Source organism: Pseudomonas sp. C9, assembly GCF_002000165.1.
GTDB lineage: Bacteria > Pseudomonadota > Gammaproteobacteria > Pseudomonadales > Pseudomonadaceae > Aquipseudomonas.
Window position 1 is genome coordinate 356,525 of sequence record NZ_MPAK01000001.1, and the last position, 12,789, is coordinate 369,313.

Below are 12,789 nucleotides of genomic sequence, written 5' to 3' on the forward strand. Positions count from 1 at the left end.
AATCCTTCAGGAATACACCGACCAGGTGTCGACGATCCGACCACCCCGCACCGCCAGCAAATCCCCAAACTGCAACAACACCGACTCCGTCTGGGTCGGGCGCAAAAACACCTGATCCTCAACCCCAAGCCCCACCGCTGCCGAACCATTGACCATTTCCTGATTCGAGCTGCGGCCATACACCCCGTTACTCTGCAACCCCGAGGGCGACTCGAACTCCGCCATCCAGTTGCCTCCATAGATAAAAAAAGTCTCGCGCTGATTGGTGTCCCACCAGGAAAACAGCCTGGACTTGTCATCCAGCGCCGGAATCTCCACCGCCCCGGTGCTTTTCAACACGGGCGTGGCGATGTACGCCGCAGGCACATGCTCCACCAGTGACGGCAGGTCATAGTGAGTGGGCTTGAGCATCGCCGTGCCCACCGACACTTCAGTGCTGAGCTGTTCGTGTTCATGCATGCGATAGCTCGGGCTGCCGGCCGTATTGAGGGTCAGCCCGTCGTGCCACAAACCGGGGTATTGCTGACGGGTGAAGTCGACGCAGCGGTTGTAAATCACCATCACCTTGGCAAACAGTTCTTCGGGCGAGCCCAGAATCCCCGGCACGCCCATGCCCACGAACGGGTCGTAGCCCATGAACCCGGCAAACTCCAGGTGCTGCGGGTTCTGGCTGATCAGCGTCAGCATCTGCCCGAGTACCCCCACCTCACTGACACCACCGCGATGCAGCCCGACATCCAGCTCGATGTTCACCCGCAATCGCGTACCCAAGCCTTGGGCCAGCGCCAGGTATTGCTGCAAGCGTTCCGGCGTATCGAGCAACCACTGCAATTGCTTCGCCGGGTCGAAAGGCCCCTTGTGCGACTGATAAAACAGCTGGGCCGAACGCGCCGGCAGCGGCTTGCCCAACAGAATGTCGGCCTCGGGAAACTGCACCGCGTCATGGTTGAGAAACGGTTGATGAAACGACATCAAGCGTTGCGTGCCGGCGCGCTTGGCGATGTAGGCCAGCAGCCCCGGCGCCGGCAGTGACTTTTCCACCAGTCGCAGGTGCTTGCCACCACGTTTGACCGACAGCATCACCGCATCGATGTTGTGATCGAGTCGGTCAAGGTCGATCAACATCACCGGGCGCATGGGCCCGTGATCCTTGAGTTCGGTGTTCAGCGCACGGAAATAATCACTGTACGGCGCGCCCCGATCACCCGGCCGCAACCAGGTGCCGACACCTGCCAACAACACGCCGACACCGGCGGCTCCCATCAAAAAATGACGCCGATTGACTGCCATCAGTTCACCCCCAGAATCGATGACAAATGCGCATTGAGGAATTTGCCGCTGGGGTCCAGTTCCTGCCGGACCTGAATAAAGTCCGGCCAACGCGGGTACAGCGGCTGCAGGGTTTTCGCGTTGAGGGTGTGCAACTTGCCCCAGTGCGGCCGGCCGTTGTACTTCCAGAAAATCGGTTCGACGGCGGCAAAGAAATTGTGATGATCCATCTGGTAATGCTGATGGACCGAAATCGAGCAACTGTCGCGTCCCTCGAACATGCTCAAGGGAATGTCGTCGGCTTTGACGTAGCGGTACTCAATCGGAAACCAGGTGCGCAGGTCTTTGTCCTGAATCAGCTTGAGAATCTCGCGCAGGCACGCCGGGCCGTGTTCGGCCGGCACCGAATATTCCATTTCGTTGAAACGCACCGTGCGCACGTTGGCGTAGATGTCGAACGAGTCGCCTACCCGGTCATCGAAACTGGCGAGGTGACGCAGGTTATTGAGCATCGTGCGGCGCAGGTCCGGGAAGTCGCTGCCGTACTTGTCGATCTTCTCGATCAAGGTCACGAACTCGTTGCCGCCCTCCTCATCCGCCGGGATCGGCGGTGTGGCCGGGTCGGTGGTTTCGTTCAGGGCGATAGACAAGGCGTAGTCGGAATGGGTCACGACGAGCATTTCCCAGTGCTGGTTTTCCCGGGTGTTTTTGTCGAGGTCTTCCAGCAACTCTTCGGTCTTGGCGATCCATTGGCGCTCCCTTAACCGATACGCCGGGCGGTTTTGCAGGCGAATTTTCGTGGCCACCCCAAGCGCGCCGAGCGACACCCGCGCCGCGCTGAACACCTCTGGATGACGCGTGCTGTCGCAGTCCAGAACCTCGCCCGTGGCGGTCACCAATTGCAGGCCACAGACGTGGGCTGAATAGGATTGAAAGTTCTTGCCGGTGCCGTGGGTCGAGGTAGAGATCGCGCCCGCGAGGGTCTGGTAATCGATGTCGGCCATGTTTTGCAGGGCCTGGCCGATGTCTTTGAGCGGTGTGCCCATGCGCGACATCGGGGTGCCGGCGGCGAACTCGGCTTGCAGCGTTTTCGCGTCGTGATCGAGCAAACCGGTGAAATAACTCAGCGACAGCAAGGTGCCGTCGGTGGGCACCAAGGCGCTGAACGAATGCGCCGAACCCACCGGGCGAATCTTGCCGGGCGCCTGGCGCACCACTTGCATCAGCTCATCCAGATTCTTTGGCGCCAACCGCGCCGCCGGCAGGCAACTCTGGCCCCCCGACCAGTTGCGCCAGGGAATCAGCCGCGGCGCGCGCAGCAGTTCGGCCAGCGCAGGCGTTGAGCCGAGCGCAGTGAAAGCGCCAATGACGCTCGCCCGTTGCAACAACTGACGCCGTGTCAGGTCCATCGTCATGAATCGCACCCTGCCGTTCTTATTGTTGGATTTGCTGGCCGGACATAAAGGCAATCAGCGCCAGGAACTGTTCTTGCGAACACTGCATGCACATCCCCATCGGCGGCATGCCGTTGAAGCCGTTGATCGCGTGATCGAGCAGCGTGTCGGCGCCTTGCAAGACTCGCGGTTCCCAGGCTTTCGTGTCGCCGGTCAGCGGCGCCCCGGCCGCCGGGTTGGCGTGGCACAGCTTGCAGCTGTTGTCGTAGACCTGCGCCAGCTCGGCGTCGGCGGGCCTGGCGGTGGCCGCTTCGCTGCGGGTTGTCGGGTTTTTCGGCTCTTCGCCACACCCCGCAAGCAACGCCGCGAAGACGCCCCCCACCAAGGCAAAACAAAGGCTAGGCTTTTCAGTGAATCGGCTTGCCCGCATGGCGGTCCTCTCATGGGGTGCCCGGACAGCCGGGTGCACCTTTTTTATTGTGATCAAGCACGGGTCAACACTAAGGCACCCCGCGTGGGCGGGTTGAGGGCATTGGGGGCCAACAATGGGGGCTTCTGAGGCCATGACCGAACACGTTGGTAAATTCGCGGTTAATCACGCTGTGCGGCAAAACGCTGAGATGAGTCATGACAAGCGAGGCCGAGGTCTGCTAAAACGATTCATCACTGCATCACCCAATCCAGAGGGGGTAGCGACATGACCACAGCCAACATTCTCGACAACCTGTTCCCGAGCCACGCCGACATCCCGGAAAAGTACCGGCTAGACGGCCAGACCGAGCAACGTGAGTACCTGGTCGATGGCGAACTGAGAACCTGGAACGGGCCGCTAGCCCAGGTCCGCAGCCCGGTGTACCTGAGTGGCGCCAATGGCGACGAGCAAGTGATCCTCGGCAGCACGCCGTTGCTTGACGCCGACACCGCGCTGGTCGCCCTGGACGCCGCCGTCCGTGCGTATGACCGTGGTCAAGGCCTGTGGCCGACCATGCGTGTGGCCGAGCGCATCCAGCACGTCGAAGCCTTTTTAGGACGCATGCGCCAACAGCGTGACGCGGTGGTCAAGTTGCTGATGTGGGAGATCGGCAAGAACCTCAAGGACTCGGAAAAAGAGTTCGACCGCACCTGCGACTACATTGTCGACACCATCAATGCACTCAAGGAACTCGACCGCCGCTCCAGCCGTTTTGAACTGGAACAGGACACCCTCGGCCAGATCCGCCGCGTCCCGCTCGGCGTTGCACTGTGCATGGGCCCTTACAACTACCCGCTCAATGAAACCTTCACCACGCTGATTCCGGCGCTGATCATGGGCAATACCGTGGTGTTCAAACCGGCCAAGCTTGGCGTGTTGCTGATTCGCCCGCTGCTGGAAGCGTTCCGCGACAGCTTCCCGGCCGGCGTGATCAACGTGATCTACGGCAGCGGCCGCGAGACTGTCAGCGCCCTGATGGCCAGCGGCAAGATCGACATATTTGCCTTCATCGGCACCAACAAGGCCGCCAGCGACCTGAAAAAACTCCACCCCAAACCACACCGTTTGCGTGCGGCGCTGGGCCTCGACGCGAAAAACCCTGGCATCGTCTTGCCGGAGGTCGATCTGGACAACGCGGTGAGCGAAGCGGTGACCGGCTCGCTGTCGTTCAACGGTCAGCGCTGCACCGCGCTGAAAATTCTCTTTGTGCATGAGGACGTGGTCGAGGCGTTCATCGAAAAATTCAACGCCAAACTCGCCAGCCTCAAACCCGGCATGCCGTGGGACAGCGGCGTGGCGCTGACGCCGTTGCCGGAGTCGGGCAAAGTCGATTACCTGCATTCGCTGGTGGCGGACGCCGAAAGCAAAGGGGCCAAGGTGGTCAACCCCAATGGCGGTCAAGCCCGCGCGTCGTTCTTCTACCCGGCGGTGCTGTACCCGGTGACGACGCAAATGCGTGTCTATCAGGAAGAACAGTTCGGCCCGGTCATCCCGATTGTGCCGTACCGTCATCTGGACACCGTCATCGATTACGTCCTGGAGTCAGACTTCGGCCAGCAACTGAGTATTTTCGGCACTAACCCGGTTGCGGTTGGTCGGCTGGTGGACACGTTCGCCAACCAGGTCGGGCGCATCAACCTCAACGCACAATGCCAGCGCGGCCCGGACACCTTCCCGTTCAACGGCCGCAAGAACTCCGCCGAAGGCACGCTGTCGGTGCATGATGCATTGCGGGTATTTTCGATCCGCACGCTGGTGGCCACCAAGTTCCAGGAAACCAACAAAGACTTGATCAGCGAGATCATCAGCGGACGGAGTTCGAGTTTCCTGACCACCGATTACATTTTCTGAGGACACCGAGCCTGAGTACGTTCAGCCATCGACTGCCACCGCTGTTGCGCCGACTGCTACGGCCGTTGCTGGACCCGTATCGGCGCTATCGCCACGCCAGACTGATCCATGCAGTGCGGGTATCGCTCGGGTTGCTGGCGACGATTTTGCTGACCACCGGCATCCATCTGCCCCACGGCGAATGGGCGTCGGTGACGATGCTGGTGGTGATCGGGGGTTTGCAGCATCACGGCAACATCGGTAAAAAAGCCGCCGAGCGGGCCATTGGCACCTTGATCGGGGCGGGCGTCGGCCTGGTGCTGGTCGCGCAACAGGCCTGGCTCGGGATGCCCTGGCTGACCTATTTCGCGATGTCGGTGGTGTGCGGATTCTTTTCGTATCACGCCATCGGCAAGGGCGGTTACACGGCGTTGCTGGCGGCGATCACGGTATTTATCGTCGCGGGGCACGGCGACAACCCGGTCACGGATGGCCTGTGGCGCGGGGTCGACATTCTGATCGGCATCGCCTTGGCGTTGGCGTTTTCCTTCGCGCTGCCGCTGTATGCGGTGTTTTCCTGGCGCTACAACCTGGCCGATGCCCTGCGCGATTGCGCGACGATCTACGGGCGCATCATCAATGGCCAATCGGTCAGCGATGACGAACACCTCAAACTCATGGGTCGCCTGAACTCGGTGATGGTGCAATTGCGTTCGCTGATGCCGTCGGTGTCCAAGGAAGTGAAGATTTCCATGACCGAACTGGACGCTATTCAGCGCAACTTGCGGATGTGTGTCAGTACCCTGGAAATCCTCGGCAACACCCGACCGGATGCCAGCGAACCGAATGCCGTGGCGCAGTTGCAATCGGCGATGACCGAGGAACATCGGCACATTCGCGTGCAACTGATCGGCATGGCGCGGGCCTTGAAAACCGGCGCATCCCAACGTCTGAGCCGCCCCGTCGACCTGCCAACTGCGTCAAGTCTTGAGGCACCGGTTTACAGCCCGTTGGACGGTTACCGTTTGTTGACCCGCCAGTTCGCCGCCAACATCGGCGAGATGCGCCAGCGCCTGGCAAAAACGGCCCCGCGCTGGAACATCTGACACCTACTGCGCCGCCAACTTACGTTGTTTGAAGCCCCAGCCCTGCTGCATTCCGGCGGCGGCCAGCAGAATCGCCACCACGCCAACCCATTGCAGCGGCTCCAGACGATGGCCGAAGGCAAACCAGTCGACAAAAATCGCTGCAATCGGGTAGATGAACGACAACGCCCCGGTCAGTGCCGTCGGCAGTTTTTGGATCGCGCCGTACAACAGCACATACATCACGCCGGTGTGAACGATGCCCAGCGTCACCAGGCTCGCCCAGGCAGCAGGCGCTTGCGGCAGCGCTGAAAAGTGCGCGAACGGTGCCAGCAACAGCACACCAGTGCAGACCTGGATCAACGCGATCAGATGCGGCGGCGTACCGGTCAGGCGTTTGATGATCAGCGCGGCAATCGCGTAAAGGAAGGCCGCGCCCAATGCCAGGCCAATCCCCATCAGGTAATCATTGCCGTCCTCGCCCGACCCGCCATGAGCGCTGACAATCGCCAGCATCCCGAGAAAGGAAATGCCCAGCCAGAACAGTTTCTGCAGGGTGATTTTTTCATTGAGGAACAACGCGGCCAGGCCCACCAACATGAACGGCTGAACGTTGTACACCGCCGTACCAATGGCAATCGAGGCGCGCGAATACGAGGCAAACAACAGCACCCAGTTGCCGACGATCGCTACGCCACTGAGCACGGCCAACAGGAACGTGGTGCGGGTCAGAATGCCGGGGCGCAGAAAGCCGAAAGCCGCGCAAATCAGCAGCAAGGTGCCGGCGCCAAACAGGCAACGCCAGAACACAACGTCCAGCACCGGTTGCCCGGACACCAGCACGAACCAGCCGATGGTCCCGGAGATCAGCATGGCGGCGCTCATCTCGAATGAGCCGCGACGTATTGTTTTGTCCATCATCAGACTCCTGTGTTTGAGCGCAAAGTATGCCAATCCATCCGTGGGCTTCTCCAGCGCAAAAAACAGGCTAGACTCGGTTTCTGCCTTTTTTATCAAGGCGTTTTTGTTTAATTGCCTTACGAGGATTGCCATGACCGACGACATCGACCAAGTGCTGATCACGGCATTGATGGAGGACTCCCGGCGCTCACTCAAGGCCTTGGCGAACATCAGCGGCCTGTCCTCGCCCAGCGTCGCGGAGCGTCTGCGCCGCCTTGAAGAACGGGGTGTGCTCAAAGGCTACACCGTTGAAATCGACCCGAAATGCTTCGGTTATCAACTCCAGGCCATCGTGCGGATTCGCCCGCTGCCGGGACAGCTGCAAGAGGTGGAGCGGCAAATTCAGGCCATTCCAGAGTTCACCGAGTGCGACAAAGTCACCGGCGACGACTGCTTCATCGCGCGCCTGCACGTGCGCTCGATGGAACAACTGGACACCCTGCTCGACCGCCTCAACACCCACGCCGAAACCAACACGGCGATCGTCAAGAAAACCCCGGTGAAACGCCGGTTGCCACCGATGGCCTGAGTGAAGTTTGCGCCTCACTGGCGTAGATTGGGGTTTTCCGGCGAAGGATTGGCGGCATGAAAATTCAGGCAATGCTACTGGCAGCGCTGATGCTGGCGGGGTGCGGCACGATTCAATCGGCCTTGCGCGGTGACGAAGTGGCGGCAAACAGTCTCAAGGAACAGAAGAGCTATTGCGGCGCCATTCCGCGGATCTACAGCGGTGTCAGCTATGATTTTTGCAGTTTGAATGCGCCGCTGAAAAAGGGGCTGGATGCACAAGATCACACCGATGCTCCAGCCATTGTGTTGATCGACGTGGTCATGTCCGGCGCGCTCGACACCTTGCTACTGCCCTACACCATCTACCGCCAACAGACCGATGGCAGCATTATCATTGCCGAGTAGCCCTGGATTTCAGGCAATAAAAAACCCGCCTAAGCGGGTTTTTTACTCAAGGCCTTCGATCAATCATCGCGGCTCATGATGCCGAACAGCTGCAACAAGCTGATGAACAGGTTGTAGATCGATACATACAGGCTGATGGTCGCCATGATGTAGTTACGCTCGCCGCCATGAATGATGGCGCTGGTCTGGAACAGAATGCAGACCGAGGAGAACAGCACGAAACCTGCGCTGATCGCCAATTGCAGGCCGCTGATCTGGAAGAAGAAGCTCGCCAGCGTCGCACCCAGCAGTACGAAGAAGCCTGCCGTGATGAAACCGCCCAGGAAGCTCATGTCCTTGCGGGTAATCAGCACGTAGGCCGACAGACCACCAAACACCAGCGCCGTCATCGCGAACGCCGAACTGACCACTTCAGCGCCGCCCTGCATTCCCAGGTAACGGTTGAGGATCGGGCCAAGCAGGAAACCCATGAACCCTGTCAGGGCAAAGGCAGAAACCAGGCCCCAGGCCGAATCACGGAGTTTGTTGGTGAGGAAGAAAAGGCCATAGAAACCGATCAGCACCACGAAAACGTTCGGGTAACCGACACGCATCTGCTGAGCGACAAACGCCATCACGCCGCTGAATGCGAGGGTGAGAGCGAGCAAGCCGTATGTGTTGCGCAGGACGCGGCTAACCTCTAGCTGCTCAGCCTGCACGCTGTTATTAACTGCGTAATCCTGTTCGCGCATGGCGACACTCCTGTTGGTTTGAAACGTTCAGTCGCAAAGATCATAACAGACGCTCTGTAACAAGCTACGTAGAGAGTTTGACAGTGTGTTTCATTCAGGTATTATGGCGCCCGCAACGCAAACGGAGGTGTGGCCGAGTGGTTTAAGGCAACGGTCTTGAAAACCGTCGACTGTAACAGGTCCATGAGTTCGAATCCCATCGCCTCCGCCATATTTGTACCGACAAAGCCCTGATTATTCAGGGCTTTGTCGTTTCTGGGGTTTGGTGCAACCCATAACCGCACACGTTTCATTGCAATGGCGAAAAGGCCGCGGGCAGATAAATCGTCGAGCGCATGTCACGCAGTTGCGGACCAGAATTCTCGGGTGGCCAGACACCGTCCTCCACGGCTTGAGTCCGCACTTGCAGGCGCTGTTCCAGGGTTGACCATGGCCAGATGTGCAGGTAGCGCGGCAAGGCACCGTCGGTGGCATAAAACGCCGCATACACTGGCGAATACTGCTCGGCCGTACGCGGTTCCACGGCCTTTATCCAGCCATCGAGTGTCGGCTGCAGCCCGGAACTGACCAGGTCATACACGCGCATTTCGTAATACGGCCCGTGTTTTCCGGCGCTCAGGGGATTGAGGAACGGGAACAAGCTGTAGTTTTCGATTCGCAGGTCGGTGATAAAGGCGTTGATACCGAATGCTTCGCCTTCCAACAGGAAGCGCTCGCGCTCCGCTTGCCGCAGACTTTCGTCGGCATAGCCGCGCAGCACGGCAATTTGATTCAGTTGGCCGATTTCCGACGCCCAACACCCCATCAGCGTGCCGCCCACCCCGGGCTTGGCCAGCGCGGCCTCGATGCAACCCAGCGCATCTGCAACGGTTCGCACACGCACCGTAAAAGTAATCAGTTCAAACAATCGCATGACGTGCTCCGCTCATTCGTTGCCATTAGCCTAACCCGGAGCCTCCAAGGCGAATATTGAGCCGAACCCCTTGGGGTACAGCGATCACCTTAGTGTTCTAGGTAGTTTCTTTATGGCAACAGTCAGCGGACAAGCCTCACGCAGCAAGTACGCCCATCACTCGATGCGGCGTACTCGCCTGTCACTCAATGCGGCGCGCGGGGGATTGTCTTGAGCAGGTCTTCGGGACTGATGTAACCAACGACCGGTTCTGCGACACTGCCCGGCAGTGGCAGGTCAAGGATGTGGCCCTTGATCTTGCCGATGACGTGCATTTCGCAAGGTTTGCAGTCGAACTTCAGCGTCAGCACCTCGTCACCGTGCACCAGTTGCATTGGCGCGACCTTGGTGCGCACACCGGTGACGCCTTTGGCTTGCTTGGGGCACAGATTGAAGGAAAAACGCAGGCAGTGCTTGGTGATCATCACCGGCACTTCCCCGGTTTCTTCATGGGCCTCAAACGCTGCGTCGATCAACTTGACGCCGTGGCGGTGATAGAAGTCCCGGGCCTTCTGGTTGTAGACGTTGGCCAGGAAGGACAAGTGCGACTCCGGATACACCGGCGGCGGAGTGGTTTCGGCCTTGCGATGACCTCTTGGGTGAGCGAGCAGACGGGCCACGGTCAACGCCTCAATCACTTCGCGACGCAAGGCTTTGAGCTGCGAATTGGGAATGAAGAACGCCTCGGGTGCAATCAACTCGATGGCGGTGGCGTGATAGTCAGTGGTGCCCAGTTGACCGAGCAGATCGCGCAGTTGCTCCAATGCCTGCTCCGGCTTGTTGGCCAGACCGAACGGACCGTCCAGCGACAAGCTGGCGCTGACACCCTCCTCGCTCGTGGCGGTCAGTTGCAGGCGCTGCTCGTCAAGACGTGCCACCCAACTCAAACCGATACGACGCTCGGCAGAGGTCTTCTGCAAGGCTTGCTGCCAGTTATGGTCAAGATTGCGGCTCAGTGGATGGTTGGGGCGCAACTTGAACATCCCATCCGGCATCTCGTTGGGTTCGACACGGTAGCGATAGCGCTTCTGGCCCTCTTCGAGGAACTCACCCTTAGGCTCGGCGATGTTGGCGCGAAAGCCCACCACCTCGCGCTTGATCTGCACATTGAGGCCGTCGCCATTGGACAGCGGCTCAAAGGTCACCACCTGCAAATCACGCTTGCCCACCTTCTCCACCACGCCCACCGACAAGCCAGTGAAGGTCGGTGAATCGAAGGCGCCGATGTCGATCTTGCGCTCACTGACGAAGTAGTCGGTGCTGCCACGGTGGAAAGTCTTGTCCGGGTCGGGCACGAAGAAGTGTGCGGTGCGGCCGCTGGATGCCCGAGCCAGGTCCGGACGATCTTCAAGCACGTCGTCCAGACGCTGACGGTAATAGGCTGTGATGTTCTTCACATACCCCATGTCCTTGTAGCGCCCTTCGATCTTGAACGAGCGAACACCGGCTTCGACCAACGCACGGATGTTGGCGCTCTGATTGTTGTCTTTCATCGAGAGCAGGTGTTTTTCGTAGGCGACGACGCGGCCCTGGTCATCTTTGAGGGTATAAGGCAAACGACAGGCCTGGGAGCAGTCGCCACGGTTGGCGCTACGACCGTTCTGTGCGTGGGAAATATTGCACTGCCCGGAGAACGCCACACACAACGCGCCGTGGATGAAGAATTCGATCGCCGCATCGGTCTCGTCGGCGATGGCGCGAATCTCTTGCAAATTCAGCTCGCGGGCCAGCACCAGTTGAGAGAAGCCAGCCTGGTCAAGAAACTTTGCCCGCGCCAGTGTCCGAATGTCGGTCTGGGTACTGGCGTGCAGTTCGATCGGCGGGATATCCAGCTCCATCACGCCCAGATCCTGAACGATCAACGCGTCGACGCCCGCATCGTACAACTGGTGGATCAGCTTGCGCGCCGGCTCCAGTTCGTTGTCATGCAGGATCGTGTTGATCGTGGTGAACACGCGGGCGTGGTAGCGACGGGCGAACTCCACGAGTTGGGCAATATCGCTGACTTCGTTGCAGGCGTTGTGCCGGGCGCCGAAGCTCGGGCCACCGATGTACACGGCGTCGGCACCATGCAGGATGGCCTCGCGAGCAATGTTCACGTCACGGGCGGGGCTGAGCAGTTCCAGGTGATGCTTGGGCAGAGACATATTTTTTATCTGGTTTGTCACGGTCGAGGTGCGCATTGTAGCGGCCAAAAGCTGGATGGGCACACGTCAAGGGTTTCGGTGCTGACAGGCAGTTGTCAGCTGTTATTCACGAGCGCCCTGGCCACAGAGGTTGGCGGAGCAAGACCAGCCTGCCCGTGGGGCCTCATGCGCCCTACCCCGACATGCCCAACGTACCGAACCTGCAAGACATAACCCCAAACTTTGTGGATGCTGATCGGGAATTCATCAAAAACAGGCACGATGATCCGAAGGCAATCAAAATGAGTTTCGATTACGAAGGGTTGCTCATCGGATTCCCGCAACGTCGCTTGATTTAGTGGCAAGTAGCCGCTACTTCTTAAAGTACTGAAACGCTACTACGACAGGGGAAAGCCGATGCCTAGATTCGTTGTTGTTCCCTCAATACCAAAGGAAACAGGATCAGCACGCAGCGGATCACGCTTCTATTGCACCACCGCTCCTATAGATTTCGACATCTACGACAACGAAGGTAAGTGCAGGCTAAAAATCTGCTATCCGACCCGGATGGAAGCCAACGCAGAATGCGAACGGCTGAACGCTGAACTCATTGAAACCCTGCAGGCTGAATATTCCAGGGTCAGCTCGTCATGGTCTTCGACGGCATGACCGGGAGACCTGTCGCAGGCATCGGATGCGTTCGATACCAGTGGTGGACCCGTCTGCGCTAAAAAACCCACTTCAAGAGAACATGAGAAGCGATCCAGGGAGATGCCGCGGCTACTCCCCATGCAATCAGTGCAGAGACGGACAAGTAAGCCGCAAAAAACTTGATGATTGCTGGCCTTCCCATTGCACCTCCCTCCTATAACCGCTCAGAAGCTGCATTTTTTGACTCAGTTGAATGCTCGCGGTTCCATGCCGTATGTCGTGGGGCTTACATCGCCGTCCTGACGCGTTCTGGATCCAAATCAGCCCCACCACGACGCAATGCCCGTCAGTTCGGCGCCCTCCTCAGTCTGCGCTAAGTTTCGTTGCGTACCTTCTCCGCTGCG

11 protein-coding genes and 1 tRNA gene are annotated in these 12,789 nt (G+C 59.2%); 5 read left to right on the forward strand and 7 right to left on the reverse strand.

The window, feature by feature from the left end; all coding sequences use genetic code 11:
• Window positions 1-6: 6 nt before the first annotated feature.
• The 3 genes from BMS17_RS01550 to BMS17_RS01560 form a co-directional block, all read right to left on the reverse strand.
• Complete coding sequence (locus BMS17_RS01550; RefSeq protein WP_175649003.1) at window positions 7-1,215, reverse strand: DSD1 family PLP-dependent enzyme; 1,209 nt, start codon at window positions 1,213-1,215, stop codon at window positions 7-9.
• A gap of 74 nt (window positions 1,216-1,289) precedes the next feature.
• Window positions 1,290-2,684, reverse strand: a complete 1,395-nt coding sequence (locus BMS17_RS01555; RefSeq protein ID WP_077430262.1) for a D-arabinono-1,4-lactone oxidase — start codon at window positions 2,682-2,684, stop codon at window positions 1,290-1,292.
• 19 nt (window positions 2,685-2,703) lie between these two features.
• Window positions 2,704-3,093 carry a cytochrome c5 family protein gene (locus tag BMS17_RS01560; protein WP_046027503.1) on the reverse strand — a complete coding sequence of 130 codons (390 nt, stop codon included), beginning with the start codon at window positions 3,091-3,093 and terminating at the stop codon, window positions 2,704-2,706.
• A 267-nt stretch (window positions 3,094-3,360) separates the two neighbouring features.
• Between BMS17_RS01560 and BMS17_RS01565 the strand changes: the two genes are divergently transcribed.
• Both BMS17_RS01565 and BMS17_RS01570 read left to right on the forward strand, forming a co-directional pair.
• Window positions 3,361-4,986 carry an NADP-dependent glyceraldehyde-3-phosphate dehydrogenase gene (locus BMS17_RS01565; RefSeq protein WP_077430263.1) on the forward strand — a complete coding sequence of 542 codons (1,626 nt, stop codon included), beginning with the start codon at window positions 3,361-3,363 and terminating at the stop codon, window positions 4,984-4,986.
• Window positions 4,987-5,027: 41 nt separating this feature from the next.
• Entirely contained in the window at window positions 5,028-6,071 is a 1,044-nt protein-coding gene (locus BMS17_RS01570) for an FUSC family protein (protein WP_077430264.1), read from the forward strand.
• A 3-nt stretch (window positions 6,072-6,074) separates the two neighbouring features.
• Here the strand turns inward: BMS17_RS01570 and BMS17_RS01575 are convergent, their stop codons facing one another.
• Window positions 6,075-6,968: a DMT family transporter gene (locus tag BMS17_RS01575; RefSeq protein WP_077430265.1), complete on the reverse strand. Its 894-nt coding sequence runs from the start codon at window positions 6,966-6,968 to the stop codon at window positions 6,075-6,077.
• Between the two features lie 133 nt (window positions 6,969-7,101).
• Here BMS17_RS01575 and BMS17_RS01580 point away from each other — a divergent pair, with 133 nt between their 5' ends.
• Together BMS17_RS01580 and BMS17_RS01585 are read left to right on the forward strand one after the other, a co-directional pair.
• Window positions 7,102-7,539 (forward strand): Lrp/AsnC family transcriptional regulator, encoded by a 438-nt coding sequence (locus tag BMS17_RS01580; RefSeq protein ID WP_046027511.1) that lies wholly within the window; start codon window positions 7,102-7,104, stop codon window positions 7,537-7,539.
• 56 nt (window positions 7,540-7,595) lie between these two features.
• Entirely contained in the window at window positions 7,596-7,925 is a 330-nt protein-coding gene (locus tag BMS17_RS01585) for a YceK/YidQ family lipoprotein (RefSeq protein ID WP_046027512.1), read from the forward strand.
• 59 nt (window positions 7,926-7,984) lie between these two features.
• Here the strand turns inward: BMS17_RS01585 and BMS17_RS01590 are convergent, their stop codons facing one another.
• A complete protein-coding gene (locus BMS17_RS01590; protein ID WP_027923729.1) occupies window positions 7,985-8,656 on the reverse strand; it encodes a Bax inhibitor-1/YccA family protein in 672 nt (223 codons plus the stop codon).
• A gap of 123 nt (window positions 8,657-8,779) precedes the next feature.
• On the opposite strand from BMS17_RS01590, the gene BMS17_RS01595 reads away from it, so the two are divergent.
• Window positions 8,780-8,867, forward strand: a tRNA-Ser gene (locus BMS17_RS01595).
• A gap of 78 nt (window positions 8,868-8,945) precedes the next feature.
• Here BMS17_RS01595 and BMS17_RS01600 read toward each other — a convergent pair.
• On the reverse strand, window positions 8,946-9,569 hold the full coding sequence (locus tag BMS17_RS01600) for an NIPSNAP family protein (protein ID WP_046027514.1): 624 nt from the start codon (window positions 9,567-9,569) through the stop codon (window positions 8,946-8,948).
• Between the two features lie 185 nt (window positions 9,570-9,754).
• A complete protein-coding gene (locus tag BMS17_RS01605; RefSeq protein ID WP_046027515.1) occupies window positions 9,755-11,755 on the reverse strand; it encodes a U32 family peptidase in 2,001 nt (666 codons plus the stop codon).
• Between the last annotated feature and the right edge of the window lie 1,034 nt (window positions 11,756-12,789).

Coding starts and splice junctions, on each gene's coding strand:
- BMS17_RS01555 (WP_077430262.1), bottom strand. CDS start 2,684: ATGACGATGGACCTGACACGGCGTCAGTTGTTGCAACGGGCGAGCGTC.
- BMS17_RS01560 (WP_046027503.1), bottom strand. CDS start 3,093: ATGCGGGCAAGCCGATTCACTGAAAAGCCTAGCCTTTGTTTTGCCTTG.
- BMS17_RS01565 (WP_077430263.1), top strand. CDS start 3,361: ATGACCACAGCCAACATTCTCGACAACCTGTTCCCGAGCCACGCCGAC.
- BMS17_RS01575 (WP_077430265.1), bottom strand. CDS start 6,968: ATGGACAAAACAATACGTCGCGGCTCATTCGAGATGAGCGCCGCCATG.
- BMS17_RS01580 (WP_046027511.1), top strand. CDS start 7,102: ATGACCGACGACATCGACCAAGTGCTGATCACGGCATTGATGGAGGAC.
- BMS17_RS01585 (WP_046027512.1), top strand. CDS start 7,596: ATGAAAATTCAGGCAATGCTACTGGCAGCGCTGATGCTGGCGGGGTGC.
- BMS17_RS01590 (WP_027923729.1), bottom strand. CDS start 8,656: ATGCGCGAACAGGATTACGCAGTTAATAACAGCGTGCAGGCTGAGCAG.
- BMS17_RS01600 (WP_046027514.1), bottom strand. CDS start 9,569: ATGCGATTGTTTGAACTGATTACTTTTACGGTGCGTGTGCGAACCGTT.
- BMS17_RS01605 (WP_046027515.1), bottom strand. CDS start 11,755: ATGTCTCTGCCCAAGCATCACCTGGAACTGCTCAGCCCCGCCCGTGAC.